Annotated in this window: 24 protein-coding genes and 1 tRNA gene; 19 read left to right on the top strand and 6 right to left on the bottom strand. The window is 69.8% G+C overall.

All coding sequences use genetic code 11. The features are described from left to right. Window positions 1-38: 38 nt before the first annotated feature. The 6 genes from AC1U7O_RS03945 (at window position 39) to AC1U7O_RS03920 (ending at window position 3,916) form a co-directional block, all read left to right on the top strand. The gene (locus tag AC1U7O_RS03945; RefSeq protein WP_479893269.1) at window positions 39-629 is read left to right on the top strand and encodes a sigma-70 family RNA polymerase sigma factor; all 591 of its coding nucleotides are present in this window, start codon (window positions 39-41) and stop codon (window positions 627-629) included. Continuing rightward, window positions 610-1,617 (top strand): anti-sigma factor domain-containing protein, encoded by a 1,008-nt coding sequence (locus AC1U7O_RS03940; protein ID WP_479893268.1) that lies wholly within the window; start codon window positions 610-612, stop codon window positions 1,615-1,617. Before AC1U7O_RS03945 ends, AC1U7O_RS03940 begins: the two co-directional genes overlap by 20 nt. Window positions 1,618-1,750: 133 nt before the next feature. Further along, window positions 1,751-2,647: a hypothetical protein gene (locus AC1U7O_RS03935; RefSeq protein ID WP_479893267.1), complete on the top strand. Its 897-nt coding sequence runs from the start codon at window positions 1,751-1,753 to the stop codon at window positions 2,645-2,647. Between the two features lie 90 nt (window positions 2,648-2,737). Continuing rightward, a complete protein-coding gene (gene tadA / locus AC1U7O_RS03930; protein ID WP_479893266.1) occupies window positions 2,738-3,226 on the top strand; it encodes a tRNA adenosine(34) deaminase TadA in 489 nt (162 codons plus the stop codon). A gap of 113 nt (window positions 3,227-3,339) precedes the next feature. Then, a tRNA-Ser gene (locus AC1U7O_RS03925) sits at window positions 3,340-3,429 on the top strand. Window positions 3,430-3,505: 76 nt separating this feature from the next. Next, window positions 3,506-3,916, top strand: coding sequence for a hypothetical protein (locus AC1U7O_RS03920; protein ID WP_479893265.1), 411 nt, complete (start codon window positions 3,506-3,508; stop codon window positions 3,914-3,916). A 214-nt stretch (window positions 3,917-4,130) separates the two neighbouring features. On the opposite strand, the gene AC1U7O_RS03915 is transcribed toward AC1U7O_RS03920, so the two are convergent. Beyond that, entirely contained in the window at window positions 4,131-5,633 is a 1,503-nt protein-coding gene (locus AC1U7O_RS03915; RefSeq protein ID WP_479893264.1) for a DUF2779 domain-containing protein, read from the bottom strand. Continuing rightward, a complete protein-coding gene (locus AC1U7O_RS03910; protein ID WP_479893263.1) occupies window positions 5,630-6,991 on the bottom strand; it encodes a 2-dehydropantoate 2-reductase in 1,362 nt (453 codons plus the stop codon). The genes AC1U7O_RS03915 and AC1U7O_RS03910 overlap by 4 nt, the downstream gene beginning before the upstream one ends. Before the next feature lie 161 nt (window positions 6,992-7,152). Between AC1U7O_RS03910 and AC1U7O_RS03905 the strand changes: the two genes are divergently transcribed. Next, on the top strand, window positions 7,153-7,878 hold the full coding sequence (locus tag AC1U7O_RS03905; protein ID WP_479893262.1) for an SIR2 family NAD-dependent protein deacylase: 726 nt from the start codon (window positions 7,153-7,155) through the stop codon (window positions 7,876-7,878). A 501-nt stretch (window positions 7,879-8,379) separates the two neighbouring features. Here AC1U7O_RS03905 and AC1U7O_RS03900 read toward each other — a convergent pair. Further along, window positions 8,380-8,655 carry a hypothetical protein gene (locus AC1U7O_RS03900; protein WP_479893261.1) on the bottom strand — a complete coding sequence of 92 codons (276 nt, stop codon included), beginning with the start codon at window positions 8,653-8,655 and terminating at the stop codon, window positions 8,380-8,382. A 209-nt stretch (window positions 8,656-8,864) separates the two neighbouring features. On the opposite strand from AC1U7O_RS03900, the gene AC1U7O_RS03895 reads away from it, so the two are divergent. The 7 genes from AC1U7O_RS03895 (at window position 8,865) to AC1U7O_RS03865 (ending at window position 16,794) form a co-directional block, all read left to right on the top strand. Next, window positions 8,865-9,326: a c-type cytochrome gene (locus AC1U7O_RS03895; protein ID WP_479893260.1), complete on the top strand. Its 462-nt coding sequence runs from the start codon at window positions 8,865-8,867 to the stop codon at window positions 9,324-9,326. Between the two features lie 56 nt (window positions 9,327-9,382). Continuing rightward, entirely contained in the window at window positions 9,383-10,855 is a 1,473-nt protein-coding gene (locus AC1U7O_RS03890) for a hypothetical protein (RefSeq protein WP_479893259.1), read from the top strand. Further along, window positions 10,845-11,672 carry an SHOCT domain-containing protein gene (locus AC1U7O_RS03885; RefSeq protein WP_479893258.1) on the top strand — a complete coding sequence of 276 codons (828 nt, stop codon included), beginning with the start codon at window positions 10,845-10,847 and terminating at the stop codon, window positions 11,670-11,672. The genes AC1U7O_RS03890 and AC1U7O_RS03885 overlap by 11 nt, the downstream gene beginning before the upstream one ends. 193 nt (window positions 11,673-11,865) lie before the next feature. Continuing rightward, window positions 11,866-13,107, top strand: a complete 1,242-nt coding sequence (locus tag AC1U7O_RS03880; protein ID WP_479893257.1) for a caspase family protein — start codon at window positions 11,866-11,868, stop codon at window positions 13,105-13,107. A gap of 215 nt (window positions 13,108-13,322) precedes the next feature. Next, window positions 13,323-13,580, top strand: coding sequence for a DUF5132 domain-containing protein (locus AC1U7O_RS03875; RefSeq protein WP_479893256.1), 258 nt, complete (start codon window positions 13,323-13,325; stop codon window positions 13,578-13,580). A gap of 278 nt (window positions 13,581-13,858) precedes the next feature. After that, window positions 13,859-16,441, top strand: a complete 2,583-nt coding sequence (locus AC1U7O_RS03870) for a heavy metal translocating P-type ATPase (protein WP_479893255.1) — start codon at window positions 13,859-13,861, stop codon at window positions 16,439-16,441. A 26-nt stretch (window positions 16,442-16,467) separates the two neighbouring features. Continuing rightward, complete coding sequence (locus AC1U7O_RS03865; RefSeq protein WP_479893254.1) at window positions 16,468-16,794, top strand: hypothetical protein; 327 nt, start codon at window positions 16,468-16,470, stop codon at window positions 16,792-16,794. Window positions 16,795-16,975: 181 nt separating this feature from the next. On the opposite strand, the gene AC1U7O_RS03860 is transcribed toward AC1U7O_RS03865, so the two are convergent. Further along, window positions 16,976-17,332: a hypothetical protein gene (locus tag AC1U7O_RS03860; protein ID WP_479893253.1), complete on the bottom strand. Its 357-nt coding sequence runs from the start codon at window positions 17,330-17,332 to the stop codon at window positions 16,976-16,978. 74 nt (window positions 17,333-17,406) lie between these two features. After that, window positions 17,407-18,177: a ParA family protein gene (locus tag AC1U7O_RS03855; protein WP_479893279.1), complete on the bottom strand. Its 771-nt coding sequence runs from the start codon at window positions 18,175-18,177 to the stop codon at window positions 17,407-17,409. 172 nt (window positions 18,178-18,349) lie between these two features. Between AC1U7O_RS03855 and AC1U7O_RS03850 the strand changes: the two genes are divergently transcribed. From AC1U7O_RS03850 to AC1U7O_RS03830, 5 genes are all read left to right on the top strand, one after another. Then, window positions 18,350-19,633, top strand: a complete 1,284-nt coding sequence (locus AC1U7O_RS03850) for a cation:proton antiporter (RefSeq protein ID WP_479893252.1) — start codon at window positions 18,350-18,352, stop codon at window positions 19,631-19,633. A gap of 69 nt (window positions 19,634-19,702) precedes the next feature. After that, a complete protein-coding gene (gene cax / locus AC1U7O_RS03845; RefSeq protein WP_479893251.1) occupies window positions 19,703-20,776 on the top strand; it encodes a calcium/proton exchanger in 1,074 nt (357 codons plus the stop codon). 10 nt (window positions 20,777-20,786) lie between these two features. Next, window positions 20,787-21,341, top strand: coding sequence for a hypothetical protein (locus tag AC1U7O_RS03840; protein WP_479893250.1), 555 nt, complete (start codon window positions 20,787-20,789; stop codon window positions 21,339-21,341). A 97-nt stretch (window positions 21,342-21,438) separates the two neighbouring features. Next, complete coding sequence (locus AC1U7O_RS03835) at window positions 21,439-21,792, top strand: hypothetical protein (RefSeq protein ID WP_479893249.1); 354 nt, start codon at window positions 21,439-21,441, stop codon at window positions 21,790-21,792. A gap of 22 nt (window positions 21,793-21,814) precedes the next feature. Then, window positions 21,815-22,021, top strand: coding sequence for a hypothetical protein (locus AC1U7O_RS03830; RefSeq protein WP_479893248.1), 207 nt, complete (start codon window positions 21,815-21,817; stop codon window positions 22,019-22,021). A gap of 24 nt (window positions 22,022-22,045) precedes the next feature. Here the strand turns inward: AC1U7O_RS03830 and AC1U7O_RS03825 are convergent, their stop codons facing one another. Then, on the bottom strand, window positions 22,046-22,855 hold the full coding sequence (locus AC1U7O_RS03825) for a hypothetical protein (protein ID WP_479893247.1): 810 nt from the start codon (window positions 22,853-22,855) through the stop codon (window positions 22,046-22,048). Window positions 22,856-22,858 lie beyond the last annotated feature (3 nt).

Genomic DNA, 22,858 nt, shown 5'->3' with positions numbered 1-22,858 from the left:
CCCCGTCGCCGCCGACCCGACACCAGTGAGCGCCGCCCATGGACTCCGCCCCGCCAGAGGCCGCCTGCACCATCCCCGCCGACCTGGTCGCGCGGGCGGCCAAGGGTGACCGCCAGGCTCTCGCCGACCTGTACGACCGCTCCAGCCCCCTCCTCTTCACCCTGGCCCTGCGCATCCTCGGCGACCGCCACGAGGCCGGCGCCCTGCTCCAGGAGGTCTATCTGGACCTCTGGCGAAAGTCCCTGCGCTACGACCCCGGCCGCGGCGCGCCGATCGCCTGGCTGGCCGCCGCCGTCAGGACCAGGGCGCTGGAGCGGGTGCGGGCTCGACCCGCGCGATCCGGCGAGGAGCGGCCGCGCGAGGAGGGCGGCGCGGCGGCCGAGTACGCGAAGCCCGATCGGGAGTTGCACGAGCTGGTCGGCCGGGCGGTCGAGCGGTTGGACGAGGACCGGCGCCGGGCGATCGATCTCGCGTACTTCGGCGGGCTGTCCGCCGAGGAGATCGCGACGCGGACGGGCGCGCCGGTCGAGACGGTCAAGGCCTCGATCAGGGCGGGGATGGCGGAGCTGAAATCGGTGCTCCGGCCCGCCTTGGACGGTCGGAGCGCCGATGAGCCACGCGGGATTTGAGGAGTCGCTCGATCTCTACGCGATCGGCGCCCTGGACCGAGAGGAGCGCCGGGCGCTCGACGTCCACTTGCTGACCGGCTGCCAGGGCTGCCACGCCGCCCTGAAGGAGGCCCAGGCCGTCGTCTCGCTCCTGCCCTACCGCCTGCCGCTCGCAGCTCCACCCGCCGACCTGAAGGACCGGCTCCTGGCCTCCCTGCCGCAAGCCGCGCCGGCGACGACGCTCCCGAAGGTGTCCGTCCAGATCGAGCGCCAGCCGGAGGTCCGCCTCAGCCGGATCGTGGCCCGTCCGCCCTGGTGGGGCTGGCTGCTGCACCCCCTCGTGATGGTGCTGGTGGTGCTGGCCGCCGGCGCCTACGCCTGGTCGCTGCGCTCGCGGCTGCCCGTCGAGATCGAGCAGCGAAGCCGCCTCGAAGCGACGCTCAAGGAGCAGACGGCGCACCTCGGCGCCCTCCAGCGCCAGGTCGAGGAGCAGCGCCGCCTCCTGACGGAGGTGCAGGGCCAGGTCGCGGCGAGCGCCGGCGAGTTGGATCGGCTGCGGCAGACCCTGGCCGCCCGCGAAGCGGAGCTGGACCAGGCGCGGGCCGCGCTCGCGCGCGCGCAGCCGAGCGGCGCGCCGCGCAAGGGCGCCCCGCGCGAGGAGGCGCCGGCCTTCTTGCAGTCGCCGGCCGTCAAGGCCGTCTCGCTGATCGGCGTCGAGCGGGCGCAGTCGGTCGGTGCCCTGCTCCTGTTCGACCCGGACAGCCGTCGCGCCTTCTTCTACGCCTTCGGCCTGCCGCCCCTGCCGAACGGGAAGACTTACCAGCTCTGGGCCTTTACCGACAAGCCGGGCAGCGCCGGGACCTTCCGGCCCGACGCCGGCGGCAAGGGCCGACTCCTCATCAAGCACCTCCCCGACCCGGCGACGGTCATTCGTTTTGCGCTCAGCGTGGAGCCGGCCGGCGGCAGCCTGCAGCCGTCGAGCGAGATCCTCCCCCTCCAACGGCCGTAAGCGCGACTTTCTCCTTGACAGCCGCGCCGGGGCCCGTTACAAGAGCCCGACGCCATGGAACCCCACGCAACCAGCGAGCCAGGGAGCCGCGGGATGAGCCTGAGCGGATCCGTCCCGCCCATACGATCGAGCCATGTCCGCCTTGACCGCCGCCAGATGGACGTCGTGGGCCCTGTGTCTGCTGTCGCTGACGGCCGGGCCGGCCTGGGCGCTGGAGAAGTACGGGCGGCCGCTGCCCGCCTTCAGCGAGATCGGCGAGGAGGGCGTCGCCGAGCCGCCGGAAATCGAGCCCCACTGGTTTAAGGGCTACCTGCTCACCTCCGCCTTCGTGAACAACCCCTCGTTCGCCGCGCGCCCGAACAACACGGGCCTCGTCGGGATGCGCTACATGGTCCACCTGGAGACGGACCTCTACAAGGAATACCTGCAGTTCTACACGGACCAGAATTTCTTCACGAACCGGGAGCAGGGCTGGATCGCCCCGCTGACCGAGTGGGACACGACCACGGCCTTCACGGGCTCGATCGGCCAGTGGGCCTGGCGGCTGCAGTACGAGCGCGACGCCCCCCTGCCCCAGCAGGGCCTGAAGCAGATCTACGCGGACACCCTGATCACCTACCGGGCGCAGGACACCAACCAGTTCGGCTGGTGGCGGGCGCGCTTCCCCCACCAGAACCTGACGACCTACACCGGCGCCGGCTGGCTGTTCTACAACCAGGACTACTTCGCCCGGCCGGACAACACCGGCCGCGCCCTCTTCCGGTACGTGGCGCACGCGGACCTCGACCTGTACAAGGGCCGCGTCGTGGCCTTCGCGGACACGAACTTCTTCACCGACCGCGACTCGGGCAATGTGTTCCGGCCATCCGAGCTGGACCTGGTCCTCGGCCTGGCGTTCCGCTGGCGGAAGGCGGAGATCGCGGTGATCCACGAGCGCGACATGCCGCTGGACCAGGGCGGGCTCGTGCAGCGGTACACCGCGATCCAGCTCCGGTACGAGTTCGAGTGGGTGCGGACGCCGTCGAAGTGAGCGGGACGCGGCCTCCGGGCCTTCACCGGTGGGAACCGCTGTGCTATGATACCGCGCCCATGAGGGTCCCAGGCACGACGGGTTGATCGTATGACCTGCAACGGTGATAAGGACCTCGAATTCATGCAGCTCGCGCTCGACCGCGCGAGGCTGGCGCCCGCGCTGGGGGAGGTGCCGATCGGCGCCGTCCTCGTGGTGGACGGGCAGGTCGTCTCCCAGGTGCATAACTTCCGGGAGGTCTGGCAGGACCCGACCGCCCACGCGGAGGTCGTGGCGATCCGGGAGGCCGCCGGCCGCCTGGGCACCTGGCGGTTGACCGGCGCCAGCCTCTACGTGACGCTCGAGCCCTGCGCCATGTGCGCGGGGGCGATCATCCAGGCCCGCATCGCCCGTCTGGTCTTCGCCGCCCGGGACCCCAAGGGCGGCGCCTGCGGCTCGGTCTTCAACCTCCCGGAGGAGCGCCGGCTGAACCACCGCGTCCAGGTCGTGAGCGGCCTCCTGGAGCAGGAGAGCCAGGCGTTGCTGCAGTCCTTCTTCCGACGCCTGCGCGAGGATGTCGGCGACCGCGCCAGCTTATAACAGCGCGACAAGGGCGCGCGACGAGCGACAAAGAAGAAGGCGGCGGCCGACCTTTGCCCACTCGTTGCGTGCCTCCTGCTGCTGTCACATGCCGCTGGTCCCTGTTCCCGAACGGAGAGGTGCGAGAGTGGACGAATCGGCCGGTCTCGAAAACCGGAGTCGGGGCAACTCGACCGTGGGTTCGAATCCCACCCTCTCCGCCACACCACGCTTGCTCGACCAGTCCGTCCATTTGCTTTTTTGAACGGTTCCCCCTCGGACGACAGGAGGTTCGATCCCATGTCAATGTCGAGTCGAGTGCCCGGCAAGGCCCTTGGGCTGGCGATGAGCCTGGCGGCGGGAGCCGTCGCGGGCTCGCTGGCCGCGCTCCTGTTCACCGGCAACCCCGTGGTCGCCCAGGCCCAGAAGCCCGAGGCGCCGAAGTTCCTGGCGGCTCAGGAATTTCGGCTGGTGGACGAGGCCGGAACGCCCCGCGCCCTCCTGGCCTTTTCGGCGAGCGGCGAGCCCTACCTAGCCCTCCTGGACCCGAAGGGGGGCCAGAAGGTGTGGGTGGGTATCGCCATGGACACGGGGCTGGCCATCCGCGACCTGGACGGCAAGACCCGCCTCGTGCTCAGCCTGGACGGCAACGGCGACCCCTCGCTGGTCATGCGGGACCGGGAGCACAGGTCCCGAGCCTTCCACCCGTGAGGCTTGACGTCCACATGGGGATTTCCTAGGATTTCCCCCAGGGGCCAGCGGGCGGCGGAGGAACGATGGCCGACGAAACGTCGAAGGGGAACCAGGAGCGACGGCAGGGAGATCGGCGGAAGACGGACCGGCGGCGGGCGAACCGCGGAGGGCCGGACCGCCGGGTCGGCGACCGCCGCAAGGGGGATGCCCCGCCTCCCACCGCGAAACCGGCCTAGCCGCTCCCCTGCGCGGCCAACCTGGCGCCGAGGGCCTTTCTGAGCTCCAGCAGCCCGAGAGCATCGCGCCGGCAGTAGTCCAGCAGCGCGCGGCGGATTTCGTCCTTCGCCACCCAGTCCGTTTCCTCGAACACCATCCGCTCGTACAGCCGCGCCGCGGTGGCGCCGTCCCCGACGGCGAGGTCGCCGTAATCCAGGCCCGGCACGAGCGACGGCAGCACGGCCTTGATCGACAGCGCCCCCTCGAAGGCCGGGTGGTAGTAGTTTTCGCGGATCACCTCGTACAAATCCCACAGCCGGGCGATGACTCGATCGAGGCCCGGCTTCAGCCGCGGGATGGCCTCGGCCAGTCCCGCCAGCACGAGCCGCTCGTAGCTCGAGTAGACGCAGATCGTCCCCTCCCCTCCCAGGGCGTCCAACAGGGTGGCCGCGAACTCCTCCCGCGGGTCCTTCGGCTCCGTGCAGAGATACTCCTCCCGACGCAGACTCCCATCCGCCGCCTCGATGTGGTCGGACCACTGGACGGGAATCGCCTGGAAGGGGCGGGTGCCCGGCCAGCGCGGCACCGCGGGCGCGACCGTTTCGAAGTCCAGGTGGTGAACCGGCGGGCGCACCTGCTTGAGCGCGGCGGCCAGGCCAGGGCCGAGCCACTCGACCCGGTCCCTCACGCGGCGCTGCAGCGGCGACAGCTTCGCCCTCGCGGGAATCTCATCGATGGTCGTCGCCCCCTCGGCGGCCAGCTTCTCGGCCACCCGGCCCGCTCCGGGCAGGCGGAAGATCCACCGCGGCGGCTTGTGCCTGGTGCAATGGTCCCAGAAGGGGCAGGGGTACGGGGTCCGGCAGTGCGCACCGGGCTCAACCGGCGGCGGCGCGGGCGCCTCCAGGACTTCCCGCATCGCCGCCAGATCCTCGGCGGCACGGGCCCGCCTGGGCGCGACATCCCCGGTCACGTCGCGGCCGACGAAGTACCGGTTCAGGTCCAGCGCCCGGCCGTCGAAGACATAGTCCCGGTTCACGTAGAGCAGCCGGACCCCCGCCAACGGAACCCCCGCACCCTCGACGACGTGGGCCTGCAGGGCGATGTCGTCCAGGTGCACTTCCTTGACGCGCGAGGAGGCCTTGACCTCCGTCAGGCGCCAGCCCCGGCCGTCCGGCATCCGCTCCAGGATGTCCACGCGGACGAGGGCGCCGTCGGAAGCCAGCGCCCCCTCGAAGATCGCGGGCACGGCCGGGTCGGCCAGCAGCGCGGCGGTGCGCGCCAGCGCCGCCTCCGGCCGGCCCGGATGGGGCTCGACGGCCACGCCGCCGGGCCAGAGCCGACGCGCGAGCAGGCCGACCTCCGTCCCGCGCCCGAGGACCGCCCGCGCCGCGGCGTCGGGCGGCGTCGCGAGCTCGGGCCGGTGGACGGCCAGGTAGAGCCGCTTGGGACATTGGAGGCCGGCGAGGTACTTGGACTTGGTGAGGCGGAGGGGGCGGGGCGGCTGGGGCTGGCTCGTCATGGAGCGGAAGCCGGCCTCTCGCCGGCGCGGGAGGGCCGCGTGTCCTTGCCCGGCCCCTTCGTGACCTCGATCCGCGCGACGCCCTTGACGTTGGCGCAGAGGTCGCCCAGCCCCGGCGCGACCAGGCGAAAGGGCCCGCCCTTCTCGATGGGTACCGGTTCGCCGTCCAGCTCGTAGAGGAGGATGCCGTGCTCGCGCGCCTGCTCCAGCGTGAGACTCGCGGCGAAGCTCCCGTCCCCCGCGTGGAAGGTCGCGTGCGTCGCGCCGATCGCGAGCGCGGGCAGGTCGAGGAGGCCCCGGACGCGGATGCCGGCGCCGCGCAGGCCCGGCACAACCGCGCCCACGTCCGGGAGCCGGTGCTCCGCCGGCAGGGCGGCGATCGCGGCCCGGTCCAGCGTGATCGGCCGGATGACGGCCCCGTCGATCGTCACGGTGCCCGCGCCGCGCCGCTCCCCGCCGGTGATGACGGTGATCATCGCCGTGAGCGCGTCGTTCACCGGCGTCGGAATCCCGAGCTCCCGGCCCCGGCGCGAGATATAGCCGTTCAACGCCTCGATCTCCGTGGGCCGGCCCGCCTTCCAGTCGTCGTACATGGAGGTGTGGATGTCGCGGATCTCCTGAGACCACTGGACGACCTTCTCGGCCATGTCGGCCGGCAGGGGCACCCGGCTCCCGGCCGCGACCGCCGCCACCTCGCCCACGATCTCCCGGATCACGCCGAGCATCTCCGGATGGTCGAGGGCCCGGGACACGCGATCGTCCACGATGACGGTCAGCGGGTTGAAGACGCAGTTCCAGCACATCTTCTCCCACTTGGACCGGCGGATGTCCTCCGCGATCCGGCAGGGGATCCCCGCCGCCTTGAAGAGGTCGGCGATGGCGAGCACGCGGTCGCTCGTGTGTCCCATCAGCTCGCCGATCGCCACCGCTCCGCGCTTGTAGTGGTCGATGACCCCCGGCTCGGCGATCTTGGAATAGATGTAGGCGACCCCGCCGACGACGCAGTCCCGCTTGAGCCGGTCGAGGAGCCGGTCCTCCGTGTCCACACCGTTCTGGAGCGTCAGGAGGACGGTGCGGTCGGTCAGGACCGGCTCGAGCTGATCGAGCGCCTGATCCAGGTCGTAGGCTTTGACGGAGAGGATGACGAGGTCGGGCGGCGGCAGCTCGCGCGGGTCGGCGGCCGCGCGCGGGCGGACGGTGAAGCTGCCCGCCGCGCTGCGGACCGTGAGCCCGCGCGCGCGGACGGCCTGGAGCGTGCGCGGCCGCAGGAGGAAGGAGACCCGGGGATTGCTCTTGGCGAGGTGGGCGCCGAAGAACCCGCCGACAGACCCGGCGCCGACCATCAGGATTTCGTTCATGGCAACGTCGTGACGCGATGCGGAGACGGGGAGACGCGGCGATCGCCTTCCCACCCCTGCGCCCCCTCGCCGCGTTCCCGCGTCTAACCCGGCAAAGCCGGAGCTGCCGCGACTATAGCACGGCGTTCGTGAGGTGAGAAAGTGGCGTATAATCCGCCACCATGGACCGGGAGGCGGCCATCGAAGCCCTGCGCGCGCGGCTGGCCGGCGCGCGCGCCGTCACCGTACTCACCGGCGCCGGCATCTCGGCCGACAGCGGCGTCCCGACCTTCCGGGGCGCGGACGGGCTCTGGCGCTCCTATCGCGCCGAGGACCTCGCCACGCCGGAGGCCTTTGCACGCAACCCGACGCTGGTCTGGGAATGGTACAACTGGCGCCGCGAGCTGATCGCGACGAAGCGGCCCAACGCCGCCCACGAGGCGCTGGCCGCGCTGGAGCGCCGCGCGGAACGCTTCTGGCTGATCACGCAGAACGTGGACGGCCTGCACCGCGACGCCGGCTCGACGAAGCTCTCGGAGATCCACGGCAACATCTGGACGGTGCGGTGCACCGGCTGCCGCCGCCTGGCCGAGAACCGGGACGTGCCGATCGCCGTGCCCCCCGCCTGCCCCGCCTGCGGCGCGCTGCTCCGGCCGCACATCGTCTGGTTCGGCGAGGCGCTGGAGGAGGTCGTGCTCGACCGGTGCATGGAGGCCCTCAGCCGCTGCGAGCTGTTCCTGGTGATCGGCACCTCCGGCCTCGTCTACCCCGCCGCCTCCTTCGCCCCGATCGCCAAGGCGGCCGGGGCCTTCGTCGCGGAGGTCAACCTGGACCCGACGCCCCACACGGCCCTGGTGGACCTGGCGATCCAGGGGCGGGCGGCGGAGATCGTCCCCCGACTCCTCTAGCAGGAGGTCGAGACCGTCCGCCGCCGGCGTGCTCGCGTCGCTCGGAGGCTCACCGGACGGCACAGAGCACGCCTCGCCTCTTCGCTCGCCGCCGGCCTGCCGACAGGCAGGCGGCCTTGCTGGACGGCCTGTTTGACCATCCTGCGGGCGCTTGCGTTTCCGCCGGGAACCCTGTGCCGTGGTGTCAGCTCAAGGCCGAAAAGCGTCTTTCAACATGCCGGCGGAAGTTTACCCCGGACCCGTTCAATCCGGGGCCGGCATCCAGGATCTTGCCACGTCGCTGGATTCCGGCTCGCGGCCGCTCGACGGCCTTGGCCGGAATGACAAAAGGAATTGACGGGACACGACACGAGCAGGCTGTTGAAACACTCCTGCTTTCCTGTACGTAGGTGGACACACTAGCGCATCCATTCCCCTCACGAGGAGGTCGTCGATGCGCGGAGACTCCTCGCACCAGGAAGCCATGTTCAGCTATTACGGGGAGCCCTACATAGGCGGCCTTTACGCGGCGTAGCGGACGCTGGGCTGTCTGAAGGAGCGGCGAACCTTTTGAGGCCTGCGCCGGGTGCCGAAGAAGTGCGTCACGCCCTGGGCCAGGAGCCAGCCCCTGGTCGCCCTCCTGCGCCACCCGTCGCATGAGGCGCGGATCTGGCGATCCGTCAGCCCCATCAACGTCCCGACCTTCACCTGGGTGATCCGCTGGTCCAGGACCTGGCGGACCACAGGGACCCGCCGCAACTCCGTGCCACTCGTCACCACCCTGTCCTCTCCGATCATCCCGCCCTCCTTGTGAGGGCCGGCAGTCTACCGATGGAAAGGACTTTTCTCCTTTGGCCAAAGCGGACATTATCATTTTGGGATTACAGCGGCTCGGGCGGGCGATGATCGGGGACCGCCCCCCTTGCGCCGGGTCCCGGTTTCTGGCATAAGCGTCGGCCTCAGGCCTGGCGGGTGAACGACCCGGCCGCTCCTCCGGAGCCCTCCCGATGTCGTACGTGCGGGTTGCCGTCCTCCTGTGCGCCTCGCTGCTGATTCCGGGCATTCTCTTGTCCTGCGCGACCCGCCATCCCCTGCACCCCCGCGTGCCGCCGGAGAACCGGGAAGAGGCCAAGGCCCTCAGGGCGCCCTTCGGCGACACGAGACGGGCGCCGCCCGCCATCATCGCGGAGGGGCGGAAGCTCTACGAGGGCAAGGGCGCCTGCGCCAACTGCCACGGCGAGGCCGGCAACGGCGAGGGGCCGGCCGCCCACATGCAGCACCCCCACCCCCCGACGGACTTCACGCGCTGCGACCTGCACGAGCAACGCGAGGACGGCGAGCTGTTCTGGGTCATCGACCACGGCATTCCCGGCACCGCGATGGTGGACTTCGTGCACACGGGCAAGCTCACGGACGTGGAGGCTTGGAAGATCGTCGCGTACCTGCGGACGCTCTGCGAGTTTCGCTGATCGTCGGCGGGACCGGCCCGACCGGTCCCGCGGCCTGTTCACCCCGGAGGATGGTCGTGCGGGAGCAGGAACGTTGTCGGCGGCGGGTCGCGGTCCTCGTCGCGGTCGCGCTGATCGCCTTCGTCAGCTACGAGTGGAGCTGCCAGGTCAGGCCGGCCAGCGCCATCCCGGCCTTCGCCCGCAAGTACAACTTCGCCTGCAATGTCTGCCACGTGCCCGGCTTCCCCAAGCTGAACGACTTCGGCAACATCTTCCGCGACCAGGGCTACCAGATGGGCGGGGCCAACGATCTGCCGGAGCACGAGAGCATCGGTATGGGGTACTGGCCCGTGTCGCTCCGGACCCAGGTGGGGTACCAGACGACGACCATCGGCGTGGACGGGGCGAAGGGCTCCGGCGGCAACAGCGACGTGACGACCGGCGGCTTCGGGTTCAGCACCTTCAACCTCCTGTCTTTCGGCCTGCTCGCCAAGAACGTCACCTTCGGCATCATCTTCGCCCCCGCGGTGACGAGCGGGAAGTTCGGCACGGGCCAGGTCCAGGGCGACCTGCCCGACGCCTTCGTCCGGCTGGACAACCTCGAGCGCTTCTTCGGCATCACCGACCCGAACAGCTACCTGATGAACCTCAAGATCGGCAAGTACGAGCCGGAGCTGCCCTTCAGCGCCTTCCGGAACCCCACGCAATTCACCAATCCCATCGTCATGTACAACTACACGGCCGGCACGCCCTACACGGCGGTCCTGACCAGGCCGAACACGGTCTCGGCCGGCTACAGCAACGCGGACACGGTGAGCATCCAGCGCGGGAACCCGGGCGTCGAGCTGGCCGGGATCAAGCGCACCGACTGGAGCGACGGCTATTTCCGCTATTCGCTCAACGGCTTCACGAACAACACGCCGCCGGTGACCACGGCCGGCGGCGGGCGGGAGATGTATTTCTACGGCCACGTCACCCAGTCCTTCGGCGGCTATGGCATCGTGAGCGGCCATCGGGTGGGTCTCTCGTGGTGGCAGGGCAACGTGCCGACCACCGCCAACACCCTCTGCACCGGCGGCTGCCAGGGCGCCGCCGGCAACGGCCACGGCTTCAGCAAGTTCGGGGTGGACCTGAGCACGACCTATGACGGCCAGTGGAACCTGTTCGGCGCCTGGATCCACGCGGTGGACAATCGCGCCCTCTTCTCCTCGCAGGGCGTGGCCAACCCGCAGACGGCCCGATGGAACGGCGCCTTCGTTGAGCTGGATTGGTACCCCAATGCGCTCCCTTTCTTCGGGACTCCCGGCTGGCTGTTCCTCTACCGGTACGACCTGATCCGCAACGAGCAGCAGGGCAGCGCGAACTTCGCGCGCAACTACAACGACGTGGATTCGCAGACCCTGATGGCCCGATATTATTTTCACTTCTCCTCGCGGACCGACATCGCCCTGCACCTGGCTTACAACCGCTTCGTGACGCAGGGGGTCGGCACGAACGGGAACGACCTGCTGGGCCAGCTCTTCTTCGCGGGGTTCGACTTTGCCCTCTGACGGGACAGGACCGCATCCCATCGGCCTCGCGTTCGTCTGGCTCTGCCTGACCGCGGCGTTGGGCTGCGCCGGTCGGCTCGAGCCCGCCCGCACGGCCTGCGGAGTGTGCGAGGAACCGGCCCGGCTCGTGCGGCTGCAGCGGGCGGGGACCGCCGATCCTTCGCAACCCGGCGCCTTCGAGCACCCGCTTCGATTGGACCCGCAGGAATGGCGCCGGCTCTTGTCCGGCATCCGTGTCCAGGAGCTCGCCCAGCCCTTCCTGTTCTTCACGGTCAAGGCCGACGAAACCGACGCCTTCACCGCGGAGGACCGCGAGGCGTTGGCCCTGCCCCTCAGCCGGGCGTTCGGCGAGGCCTCCCGGCGGGATTGGGTCGCCTTCGTCCTCACCACTCCCGGCGAGGCGGGCGTCACCAAGCTGACCAGCGGCGTCTGGTACGTCGAAGGCCGCCGGCTGCACCTGGTGCTGGCCAACTTCCGGGCTGCCGTGACGATGCAGGGCGTCCGCGAGATCGTGGAGAAGAATCCCCTGCACATCATCGTCGGGTCGGAGCTCTACCGGCTCCTGCCGGGCGCCCGCAGCCAGGTCGTCAAGGAGTCGGGAGGGCTCCCGACGCTCTTCACCGAGGACCACCGGCACGTCGCGATCGATTATGCGGGCATCCTGAGCGACGCGACGGCCGCGGACCCCTCGCCGGAGGCCGTCCCGGCCCCGTCGATCGAGGAGCGCCTGGTCCGCCTGCGTTCCCTCCACGAGCGGGGCCTGATCACCGACGAGGAGTACCGGGCCAAGCGGCAGGAGATGCTGGACCGCCTCTGACCCTCAGGGAAAACCCATTCCTGGGAATTCCCCTGAGCCTGCCGCATTCGGCCACAGCGTCCAAGCAGGCCGGTCCACGAATGCCCCAGCCCCCTCCCGTGACCACGGCGGTCCGCCGTCAGGTCGTCCCAACGGTCTGAAATGTCGCGGCTCTCCACGCCTCGCCCCCCAAACGGCGGGGCATGGGCCGTGCATGACAGTTCGACAGGCCATGTCCCACCAGGCTCCCAGAGCCACCACGATGCGCGCCTCGCTGACGCCGTTATGGGCCGGCGCGGTGATCGGGCTCGCTTCGCTCCTGCCGGCCGGCGGCGCCCCGGCGGAGCCCGGCTCGCGGGACATCGCGGCCGCCCCGCGCGAGCCGGCCGCCGTCCTGCACGAGCTCTATGAGAAGTCCTGGGCCTTGGTGATCGGGATCAACCGCTACACCAAGGGAGGGAAGGACTTCCCCAACCTCAGCTACGCCGTCAGCGACGCCCAGCGGGTCGCCGCACGGCTCAAGGAGATGGGATTCGAGGTCACGCTGCTGCTGGACCAGGACGCCACCCGGACCAACATCCTGCTCGCGTTGGGCGACGACATCGGCAGGACCGCCGGGGACAACGACCGGATCCTGTTCTTCTTCGCCGGCCACGGCGCGACGAAGGAGCGGCCGGACAAGAGCACGATGGGCTACATCCTGCCCTACGATTACGATCCCCAACGCCACACGGCGACGGCCATCTCGGTCCAGCAGCTCCGCGAGATTTCCTCGTTGATCCGGGCCAAGCACATGCTCTACCTCATGGATTCCTGCTTCTCCGGCGGCATGCTCACCAGCCGGGGTCGGCTCCCCTCCGGCGGCTACGGCTACCAGCACCTGTCCAACCTGACCCGGACCCGCGCCCATGTGGTGATCACGGCCGGCGCGAGGGACCAGACCGTCAAGGAGGAGGGCGGTAGCGGCATCTTCACCCGCGTCTTCCTCGACGCCCTGTCCAAGCAGCAGAACGTGCCTTGGTCCGGCGCCGGGTACTTGACCGCCATGGACCTGGCTTCCTACGTCCAGAAGCGGGTACCGGACCTCGCGCCCAACCAGACGCCGCAGTACGGCCACCTGGAGGGCGAGGGCGACGTCGTCCTCACCATCTTCAAACCGGTTGATGTGCCCACCATCGAGGGCAGGCCCGCCGGCCTCAGCCCCGACATCGAGGAGCGGCTCCGCAAGCTGGAGCAGGAACAGGAGGTCGAGCGGCAACGCCGGCTCCAGCAGGAGGTCGAGCTCGCCCGCGAGCGCGAGGCGGCGCGGCGGGAAATCGAGCGGCTGAAGACCGAGCGGATGACCGCGGAGCAGGCCCGCCGGGATGCGGAGGAGCGGGCGCGACGGGAGGCCGAGCGCAGGCCGCCCACGCCGGCCGAACAGCCGAACGGTCCCTTCGTGCCGCCCAGCTTCTAGAGGAAGCCGGTGGACCGCCCCCGGCGCATCGTCCAGGGCCCCCGGCCACCTCCACGCCACCGGGCGTCCGGCCCGATGCCCCGCTCTGTCAGCGGCCTGTCAGACAGAGCCCGATCGCTCACGGAACCGCTTGCTTCCCACTGCCGACTGTGCTACAAGCAGACTCCATCCGACCATATGTAGTACGTGAGACAACCTACAAGGAGGAGGGAATTATGGAGACCGTGATCGGTGGAGCAGTGATCGGCGTCGCCGTCGCGATGGTGGCTCCGAGCATCGTGACGGGCATCGCCTCGGCGCTCCGTCCCCTCGCGAAGGAAGTCATCAAGGGCGGCATCGTCGTCTACAACGCGGTATCGGGGCTCGTCGCCGAGACCAGCGAGCAGTTCAGCGATCTCGTCGCCGAGGCCAAGGCGGAGGTCAACCAGTCGGCCGCTTCGGGCAACGGCGCCAAGGGGGACGGGGGCAAGTGACCTCGCCCTCACCCCGGCGACCGCAGGGAAGGTCCCGGTAGAACCACCCGTGGGTCGGAACGGCCGGCGCCCCGCGCGGGTGTCCGCCGCAGGGTCGAGTTCGGCTGACAAGAGTGCCCCCCGATCGAAGGTCTTCCTCCCTCGTCCGGTATCGAGAGGCCTGAACCAGAGAGCCCGGTCCGGTTTGGCGGAGCGTGAAAGGGATGGGAGCCGCCCGCGACCCCGTCCTCCCGGACGGAGCAGCGAGTCGCCCCCGGAACCACAGCACAGGAGCCTCCATGAGCCACGCAGGGGTCAGTCTGGTCCACGCCATTCCCGGCCGGGTGCGGTTGAAGCTCTCCGATCTCAGGGATAACCAGGACCTAGCGGATCGGATCCAACGGGAGCTGCCCAACCTGGAGGGCGTCGACGCCGTCGAAGCCAACCCCCGGACCGGCAGCGTCCTGATCCACTACGACGCCTGCAAGGCCGCGTCCCCGGCCTTCCACCTGGCCGTCGCGGGCGCGCTGGGCCTCTCCCCCTCCTCCCTCGACCAGGAGCAGCTCCACGCGCTGGTGGCCGGCCATCGGGAGACTGTGCCGGAGACCGGGGCGGGCAACGGCCATGCCGTGGTCCCTGCCTCGGGCACGAGCCTCGGCGCCACCGCCGTCATCCATCAGATCCCCGGCCGGGTCCGGCTGCGCGTCCCGGCCCTGGCCGAGCGTCCCACGCTGGCCGACCCGCTCACGATCTTCCTCCAAGACCAGCCCGGCGTGACGGGCGCGGACTTGAACACCTGGTGCGACAGCCTCACCCTGTCCTTCGACCCCTCCGTCTGGACCGCGGACTCCCTCTGCGCCTTCGTGCGGGGACTCCGTCACGAAGACGTCGAGGCCTATACGCGCAAGAACGGCCAGGCCGGACCGGCGAAGCCGGAACCCGAGTCGGGCGATGAGCTATGGTATTCGAGCACCGGCATCGTCCTGTGGTTTGTCGCCGAGCCGCTCGCCGCGCCCCTGATGCCGGTCCTCCTCCTCGCCAGCGCGATTCCCATGCTGAAGCGGGCCTACCGCTCGCTGGCCGACGACGGCAAGCTGAACGTGGACGTCTTGGATGCCTCGGCCACCACGCTCCTGACCATCCAGGGCCAGATTCCCATGGCGACCTTCATGGTCTGGCTGATCAACGTGGCGGATTACATCCGCGACGCCACGATGAATCGGTCCAAGCGGGCCATCGAGGAGGTCCTGGCCTACCAGAACCAGGAAGCCTGGGTCGTGCGGGAGGGCCAGAAGCTCCGAGTGCCGGTCGGGGAGCTGGTGGTCGGCGAGACCGTCGTGGTGTACCCGGGCGAGCGGATCGCCGTGGACGGCACGGTGACGAGCGGCAAGGCGATGGTGGACCAGGCGAGCCTGACCGGCGAGTCCCTGCCCGTCGAGAAGAACGTGGGCGACCCGGTCTACGCCTCCACCGTCGTCCGGGAGGGCAAGGTGTACATCCTCGCCGAGCGGATCGGCCACGAGACCGAGGCCGCCCGGATCGTCCGCCTCGTGGAGGAGGCCCCCGCGAGGGAGACCAAGATCCAGAACTACGCGGTCAAGTGGGCCAACGACCTCGTCCCCTACAGCTTCGTGGCGGCGGGGGCGGCCGCGGCGATCGGCGGCGGGCTGCAGGGCGCCGCCTCGGTGCTCATCGTGGACTACGGGACCGGCATCCGGATCGCCGCCCCGACGGTCGTCCTCTCCTCGATGACCAAGGCGATCCGGCACGGCATCCTGATCAAGGGGGGCAGGCACCTGGAGAACCTGGCCGAGGTGGATGCGATCGTCTTCGACAAGACCGGCACGCTGACCTCCGGCCACCCCGACGTGCTCGACGTCATGCCCTACGGGTCCGCCACGTCGGACGACGTCCTGACCTTCGCGGCGGCGGCGGAGCAGCGCCTCTCGCACCCCGTGGCGGACGCGATCGTCCGAGCCGCCCACGCGCGGGGCCTGGCGATTCCGGAGCGGACCTCCTCGGATTACACGCTCGGCTTGGGCGTGGAGTCCGTCGTCAACGGCTCGACCGTCCTCGTCGGCAACCGGCGGTTCATGGCCAAGCATGCCGTCCCCGTGTCCCGGAAGGTCCAGCACGACCTCAGGGAGATCGAACAGCAGGCAGTGTCGCCGCTCTGCGTGGCGGTGGACGGCCACATCATCGGCGTGTTGTCCTATGCCGACCCCCTGCGCCCGGAGGCCTCGCAAGTCGTCCAGGCCCTGCGCGAGCGTGGCATCAAGGACATCGTGCTGCTCACGGGCGACCACAAGGCCGTGGCCAAGCGGGTCGCCGCCCAACTCGGCGTGACCGACGTGATCGCGGAAGCCTTTCCCGGCGAGAAGGCGGAGGTCGTCAAGAGCCTGCAGCGGAAGGGGCGAAAGGTGGCCGTCGTCGGCGACGGCATCAACGACTCCCCCGCCCTCGCCCACGCGGACGTCGGCATCGCCGTCCAGGGCGGCACCGACGTGGCCAAGGAGACGGCGCCGGTCGTGCTCCTCCACGGCGGCCTCTGGAAGATCCCCCTGGCCATCGACATCAGTCGCGAGGCGGTGGCGTTGATCCATCAGAACTGGCGGATCATCTCCATCCCCAACACCGTCGCGCTCTGCCTGGCCTGCGTCGGCATCCTGGGACCCATCGGCTCCACGATCCTGAGCAACGGCTCGGCCATCGTCGCCACGTTCAACGGCCTGCGCCCGCTGATGGGCGACCGGGCCGGCCAGCCCGGGCCGGCGCCGGCGCCGGCGGAGCAGATCCTGGTCGCCGCGCGGTCGGAGGACTCCCCCTCCGACGACGAACTGGGCGTGACGGAGGTCCCGATCCCCCTGCCCGAGCCGGCCTAGCCCGGCCAGCGAAAGGGCGAGCCGCCATGTCCACCGAGGACCACCCCCACCCTGCTCCGCACCATCCGGTCAAGCTCCACCGGATCCAGTTCGATTTCTCGGACAAGATCCTCGCCCACCTGCATACCCTCCAGACGAGACTCAAGGCCGCGACCCGCGGCGAAGTGATCCTCAAGGCCCTGAAGGTGCTCATCTGGCTGGAGGAGCACCTTCACCACGGCCATACCATCATCGTGAAGAAGAAAAACGGCGAGATGGTCCAGGCGCACTTTCCGTTCCTGCACGACACCACACGGACGCCGGCGCCGCCAGACCAGCCGCAGGGACAGTCGAGCACCGATCAACCGAGTTGACGTGCGAGGAGGGGGACCGTGGCGACGACGGGAAAACAGACACCCATGATGCGGACTTTCGCCGTGGCGATCGTGGCGGCGGTGCTGATGTCGATCGTGGGCTCGTTCCTGGCCTGGTTGACGCTGTAGGGTTCGCCCGGACGGCTCGCGAGCGCCCGCGGCGGCCCCGCGCAGGCTCCTGCTACAAGAGGATGGCCAGGAGGGCGAGCGGGGCGAGGACCGCGCCCACCAGCCACTTCAGACATTCGTTCTCCTGCTCCAGCTTCTCCAACCTGGGCAAGAGTTCTTCCGGCTGGGCGGCCGGGGCGACGACCGCCTCCGCTCCGTGCGCCGCGGAAGCCGTCCGGTGGGCCCTCGCCGAAGACTCCACGCGAACCGGCGCCGGCTGACCCGTGGGCGGAGTCTTCGACTTCTCCCGAGCGCCTCCCCGCGCCGGGTCCTTTTTCTTCGGACCTTCCCGCCCCAGCACGGCACCCTCCCCTCCGCCGGGCACGACCGAGTCCAGGGGATTGTCGCCGATCGTCCGACGCTTCGCCATGGGCACACTCCCTCCTGTCGCTTCCCGCCCCATCCCCTCCGCGGAAGGGGTCGGGGATGGGCGGGGGCTTCGGCTCACGCCGCTGTCCGCCCCTCCTGCGCGATGACCTCGCCCGCCAGGGCCCGATAGTCCTCGGCGCCGTGGCTCCGCGGATCGTAGAGCGTCACCGGCTGCCCGAACGACGGGCACTCCGCCAGCCGCACGTTCTCCCGGATCACCGACTTGTAGACCTGCCGGCCGAAGCGACTGCGCAGTTCCTCCACGACCTCTTGGGAATGCCTGGTGCGCAGGTCCACGCGGCAGGGCAGGATGCCGGCGAGCGCCAGGTCCGCGTTGAGCCGCTCCCGGATCACGTCCACCGTCTGCAGCAGCTTGGCGAGGCCGGCCAAGGCCATGACGTGGGCTTCGACGGTCACGAGGACCTCGCGCGCCGCGGCGAGCGCATTCACGGTGAGGATGCCGAGGGTCGGCGGGCAGTCCAGGAGGACGTAATCCCAGCGAAGGGCCTCGTCGGCGAGACGTCGGCGGAGGATGGTTTCGGCGCCGACCTCCGCAGCGAGCGCCTTCTCCACGCCCACGAGCCAGGAGGAGGCCGGCACCACGTCCACGCCGGGCGCGGAGGTGCCTTGCACGAGGTCGGCCAGCTTGCCGTCGGCGGTGAAGAGGTCGAGGAGCCCGCGCCCGCCGTCCTTGATCCCGTACCAGGACGAGGCGGACGCCTGCGGGTCCAGGTCCACGACGAGCACCCGCCGGTCCCGCTCCCCCAGCGCCGCCGCCAGGTTGACCGCGGTCGTGGTCTTGCCGCTCCCGCCTTTCTGATTGGTGATTGCGATCTGCCTCGCCATCGCCACCCGCGGCGGCCTCCGGGCGGACCGGTCGTCCACCGGCCCCGATTGTACAGAAATCCGTCGAGAAGGGATATGGGTTTTTTCGCCCACGCCCGCGAGGTCTCGCTACGAACTTGCCCCCGGGCGGGAAATCGCCTACTATGGCAGCACGGCGGCACCAACGCCCGTCGTGAGTCCCCCGACACGCCGCGTCTTCATGGACCTCTTCACCGTCTGGGCCATTCTCCTCGCGCTGACCGCGGCCTGTGCCTACGTCAACGACCGGTACATCGGGCTGCCGATCACGATCGGCGTCATGCTGATCGCGCTGGGCTGCTCCCTCGTGCTGAACGTCATGGAACCCCTCGGGCTCGTCTTGGAGGAACGCGCGGTCGAGGCCTGGCTGCGGCGGATCGACTTCAACCGGACGGTGCTGCACGGCATGCTGAGCTTCCTGCTCTTCGCCGGGGCGCTCCGCATCAACATCCACGACCTCGTCCAGCGGAAGTGGAGCGTCGGCTTCCTGGCCACGGCGGGCGTCCTCGTCTCCACGGCGGTGATCGGCACCCTGATGTGGCTCACCCTCGGCTGGACCAACCTCCACCTGACCTATCTGCATTGCCTGCTGTTCGGCGCACTCATCTCCCCCACCGACGCCGTGGCGGTCATGGGCGTGCTCAAGAGCGCGCGGGTGCCCAAGGCCCTGGAGATGAAGATCGCGGGCGAGTCCCTCTTCAACGACGGCGTCGCCGTCGTGGCGTTCCTCGTGATCCTGGGATTCCTCACCGGCTCGGAGAAGCTCACGGCTGGGGAAATCGGCCTCCTGTTCATCCGGGAATCCATCGGCGGGCTCCTGTTCGGGCTGGGGATCGGCTTCCTCGGCAACGCGATGCTCAAGAGCCTCACGAACGAGGAGCTGGGCGTGCTGATCACGCTGGCCGTGGCGACGGGTTCCTACGCGCTGGCGGACCCCCTGCACTTTTCTGGCCCGATCGCGGTCGTAACGGCGGGCCTGGTCATCGGCAATTACGGGCAGCGGCCCTCCATTCCCTCGGAGACCCGTAGCTCGCTGGACATCTACTGGGAGCTGGTGGACCAGATCCTCAACGCCATCCTCTTCGTCCTGATCGGGCTGGAGGTCCTCGTGCTCACCTTCACCGCCGAGTATGTGCTGATCAGCCTCCTGGTGATCCCGATCGTGCTCGTCGCCCGTCTCGTGTCGATCGGTGGTCCCGGGCTGTTCCTGCCGCGCGCCCAGCGGTTCAGCCCCGGCGCCGTCCGCATCCTGACCTGGGGCGGGCTGCGGGGGGGCGTCTCGGTCGCGCTGGCCCTCTCCATCCCGCTCGGCGAGGCGCGCGGCGTAATCCTGGCCGTGACCTACGCGGTGGTGGTCTTCTCGCTCGTGGTCCAGGGGCTGACGATGGAGCGAGTCGTCAAGGCCACGATGGCCCGCTACGGAGCGGACCGCATCTAACGGCAACCGACTGGTGACAAATCCCTATGCCTTTGCTAGGGTAGCGCCGCACCGCCCGGAGGGCTCCCGGTGGGGTTGAACGTCCTACTCGTCTTCGTGCCGATCGCGCTCGCGCTGGACTGGGCCGGCGCCAACCCGATCCTCGTCTTCGTCGCGTCGGCCCTGGGCATCGTGCCGCTCGCCGGCATCATGGGACGGGCCACGGAGAGCCTGGCCGCCTACGTCGGGGAGACCGTGGGCGGGCTCCTGAACGCCTCCCTGGGCAACGCGCCGGAGCTGATCATCGCCATCTTCGCCCTGAGGGAAGGCCTCCACGACGTGGTCAAGGCCTCCATCACCGGCTCCATCCTCGGCAACATCCTCTTGACCCTGGGCCTGGCCATGACCGCCGGCGGCATCCGCCACAGCCGGCAGCGCTTCAACCGCACGGCGGCCAGCATGAGCGCCGCGCTCCTGATGATCGCCGCCATCGCCCTGATCGTCCCCGCCCTGTTCCACCTCACCTCGATCCGCCAGGAGCGGGAGCTGAGCTTCGAGATCGCCGTCGTCCTCTTCATCATCTACCTGCTGTCCCTGCTGTTCACCCTGAAGACGAACCGCAACCTGTTCGCCTCCGACGACAAGCCGGGCAAGGCGGGCATTCCCGCGGACGCGAAGGGGGAAAGCGAGGAGGAGCCGGTCTGGAGCAAATCGACGTCCGTCGGCATCCTGGCCCTCGTGACCGTCGCCATCGCGGTCATGAGCGAGACGCTGGTCGGCTCCATCGAGCCGGCCGCCGACCGGCTGGGCCTCACCCCGGTGTTCGCCGGCGTGATCCTGCTGGCGATGGTGGGCAACGCGGCCGAGATGGCGAACGCGGTCCGCTTCGCCCTGCAGGACAAGATGGACCTGACCTTCGGCATCGCGGTCGGGGCCAGCATCCAGGTCGCGCTGTTCGTCGCCCCCGTGCTCGTGTTCGTCAGCTACGCCATGGGCAAGCCACTGGACCTGCTGTTCACCTCCTTCGAGGTCACGGCGGTCGTCATCGCCGTGCTGATCGTCGGGCGCGTCACCGCCGACGGCGAGTCCCATTGGATGGAGGGGACCATGCTCATCGGCGTCTACCTGATCCTGGCCTATGCGTTCTATTTCCTGCCGGTGTGAGGAGGGGATCATGCGTCACCGCCTTCTGATCGGACTCATCCTTGGCTGCCTGTTGGCCTCCGGCGCGCCGGCGGCCGCGGCTCCGCCCGAGAAGCCCCGCGCGCCCGGCCGCCCGTCCGGCGCCCCGCCGCGCTTCGACCAGACCTTCGAGCTGGAAGGCGAGGAGGAGGTGGCGCGCCTCTGCGCGGAGAAGCTCCAGAGCGGCTTGCCGCTGACCGCGATCCCCGCCTCGGACCTCCTGCTCGACGAGATCGCGCTGCACACCGAATCGGGCTACTATACCGTGCGGGTTCCCCTCATCCACGCCAAGGGCCGGATCGAGCGCCTCCTCTGGGACGCCGACACGATCGAGGAAGTCACCACCTTCATCCGGTTCCTGCAGAACGGAAAAATCAAGCTCGTCAAGGTCAAGGGGTTCGACGACGCCTTCCTGCCCGACGTGAAAGCGCGGGTGCCGACGGCGGACCTCCGCACCTGTACGGGCGAGGGGCTTACGGAGGCCCTCGCCCCCTGCCGGGAATGTCGCGTGATCGAGTGGGTCTTCGGCAAGAGCGCGATCGACTGACAGGGCGACGGCGCCGCCCGGGGCCCCTTGCATTCCCCGGGGAATTGCCCTAACGTGGGGCGGGGGTGGCCGGGGGCAGGGCGGGGAGGCACGCGAGATGGAGAAGGTGATCGGCGGAGCCCTCATCGGGGCGGCGGCCGTCGTGGCCGGCCCGGCCATCGTGGACGGCACGGTGGCGGCGGGGCGATTCCTCGCCAAGAGCGTCATCAAGGCCGGCATCATCACCACCGTCGTCGCGACGAGCCTGGTCACGGTCGTCGGGCGCCAGTGCAGCCAGCTCTACGACGAGGCCCGCGCCGAGCTCGAAGGCCGTCCCCTGCCCGGCCAGAAGCCGGACGTCGGGCCGCAAGGCGAGAGCACGATCGAGCGGGTCGAGCACGCAGTCGTGGAAGAAGTCATCGAGCGCGAGGCCGTGCAGGTGCTGGAAACCCTGATCATGGCGGCGCTGTAGGCCCGCGCGACAAGGGTCCGAGATGGCGACCAGGGACCGCGACTGGCCGATGTACAACCAGTGGTACTGCTGTCCGTCCTGCCGGCGGCTGTGGACTTACCAGGGCAAGGACGTGGTAGCCCTCGACTCCACCCATGCCCTGGGGCCGGCCTTCTGCACGGAAGGCATCCCCGCCCGCACTTGCGTCGTCTGCGAGGGTGAGGCGGTCGCGCCCGTGGCCGAAATTTGAGCGCCGCCCGCCCCGCGCCAGGAGTTACCCGCCGAATCCCGCCCGAAAGAGCCGCTGCCGGCGCGATGACCCGTGCAACGCCGCGAAGAGGTGCCCGCGGAAGACGAGCATCGCCACCGCCGCGAGCGGCGTCAGCACGATCAGCAACCCCGACGTGAGGCTCTCCGGAAGCCCCAGCCACCCCAGCCAGGCGCGCAGCACCGTGAAGGGCAGCACGAGCACCTGGTAGAAGTCCAGCCCCGCGCCCCGGCCCAACCGGCCGGTGATCCCGAAGAAGAACGAGAGCCCCAGCGGAGCCACCACCACGACCAGCGGCAGGAACCACTCGACCCAGTTGTCCAGGACGAACTCGTAGCTTTCCTTGATGACCTCCAACGGGGAGCCGACTCGGACCTGGTAGATCACCTCGGGCGCCGGGTTCAGCAGGATGAAGAGCAGGAGATAGACGGCCGCCACGATCACGGGCCCGTTCGGGTTGGCCGCAGCGCCGCGGTCCAGCACCAGCATCGGAATCCACAGCACGAACCCAACCCCGATCACCTCCCAGAAGTAGGCCCCGAAGCTCGATCCGATGTCCCCCAGGGTCAGCCGCCGCGCGCCGAGGACGGCCTGCTCGACGAGGTGCAGCGTGGCCCCGATCAGGAGCGCGTTGACCGCGCCGAGGATGAACCCGCCGATCATCCCCAGGGGCGCGGCCAGCGCCGTCGCCGCCACCATCAAGGCGGCGAACCCCACCACCGCCACGGCGATCACCCAGCCCCGGATGAGGGATTGGACCGTGGCCCGGACGGCGCCTCCATAGAGGGCCAGGGTCGCGCGGAGGAGGTCCGGCATCGC

The organism is Candidatus Nitrospira neuquenensis (assembly GCF_979578155.1).
This window is presented reverse-complemented; position numbering and strand designations above follow the sequence as displayed.

Excerpts from the sequence above, each read along its gene's own strand:
- AC1U7O_RS03880 (WP_479893257.1), top strand. The coding sequence starts at position 11,866 with ATGACAGTTCGACAGGCCATGTCCCACCAGGCTCCCAGAGCCACCACG.
- tadA (WP_479893266.1), top strand. The coding sequence starts at position 2,738 with ATGACCTGCAACGGTGATAAGGACCTCGAATTCATGCAGCTCGCGCTC.
- AC1U7O_RS03830 (WP_479893248.1), top strand. The coding sequence starts at position 21,815 with ATGGCGACCAGGGACCGCGACTGGCCGATGTACAACCAGTGGTACTGC.
- AC1U7O_RS03870 (WP_479893255.1), top strand. The coding sequence starts at position 13,859 with ATGAGCCACGCAGGGGTCAGTCTGGTCCACGCCATTCCCGGCCGGGTG.
- AC1U7O_RS03840 (WP_479893250.1), top strand. The coding sequence starts at position 20,787 with ATGCGTCACCGCCTTCTGATCGGACTCATCCTTGGCTGCCTGTTGGCC.
- AC1U7O_RS03835 (WP_479893249.1), top strand. The coding sequence starts at position 21,439 with ATGGAGAAGGTGATCGGCGGAGCCCTCATCGGGGCGGCGGCCGTCGTG.
- AC1U7O_RS03860 (WP_479893253.1), bottom strand. The coding sequence starts at position 17,332 with ATGGCGAAGCGTCGGACGATCGGCGACAATCCCCTGGACTCGGTCGTG.
- AC1U7O_RS03935 (WP_479893267.1), top strand. The coding sequence starts at position 1,751 with ATGTCCGCCTTGACCGCCGCCAGATGGACGTCGTGGGCCCTGTGTCTG.
- AC1U7O_RS03905 (WP_479893262.1), top strand. The coding sequence starts at position 7,153 with ATGGACCGGGAGGCGGCCATCGAAGCCCTGCGCGCGCGGCTGGCCGGC.
- AC1U7O_RS03900 (WP_479893261.1), bottom strand. The coding sequence starts at position 8,655 with ATGATCGGAGAGGACAGGGTGGTGACGAGTGGCACGGAGTTGCGGCGG.
- AC1U7O_RS03920 (WP_479893265.1), top strand. The coding sequence starts at position 3,506 with ATGTCAATGTCGAGTCGAGTGCCCGGCAAGGCCCTTGGGCTGGCGATG.
- AC1U7O_RS03825 (WP_479893247.1), bottom strand. The coding sequence starts at position 22,855 with ATGCCGGACCTCCTCCGCGCGACCCTGGCCCTCTATGGAGGCGCCGTC.
- AC1U7O_RS03865 (WP_479893254.1), top strand. The coding sequence starts at position 16,468 with ATGTCCACCGAGGACCACCCCCACCCTGCTCCGCACCATCCGGTCAAG.
- AC1U7O_RS03875 (WP_479893256.1), top strand. The coding sequence starts at position 13,323 with ATGGAGACCGTGATCGGTGGAGCAGTGATCGGCGTCGCCGTCGCGATG.
- AC1U7O_RS03915 (WP_479893264.1), bottom strand. The coding sequence starts at position 5,633 with ATGACGAGCCAGCCCCAGCCGCCCCGCCCCCTCCGCCTCACCAAGTCC.
- AC1U7O_RS03895 (WP_479893260.1), top strand. The coding sequence starts at position 8,865 with ATGTCGTACGTGCGGGTTGCCGTCCTCCTGTGCGCCTCGCTGCTGATT.
- AC1U7O_RS03910 (WP_479893263.1), bottom strand. The coding sequence starts at position 6,991 with ATGAACGAAATCCTGATGGTCGGCGCCGGGTCTGTCGGCGGGTTCTTC.
- AC1U7O_RS03855 (WP_479893279.1), bottom strand. The coding sequence starts at position 18,177 with ATGGCGAGGCAGATCGCAATCACCAATCAGAAAGGCGGGAGCGGCAAG.
- AC1U7O_RS03940 (WP_479893268.1), top strand. The coding sequence starts at position 610 with ATGAGCCACGCGGGATTTGAGGAGTCGCTCGATCTCTACGCGATCGGC.
- AC1U7O_RS03945 (WP_479893269.1), top strand. The coding sequence starts at position 39 with ATGGACTCCGCCCCGCCAGAGGCCGCCTGCACCATCCCCGCCGACCTG.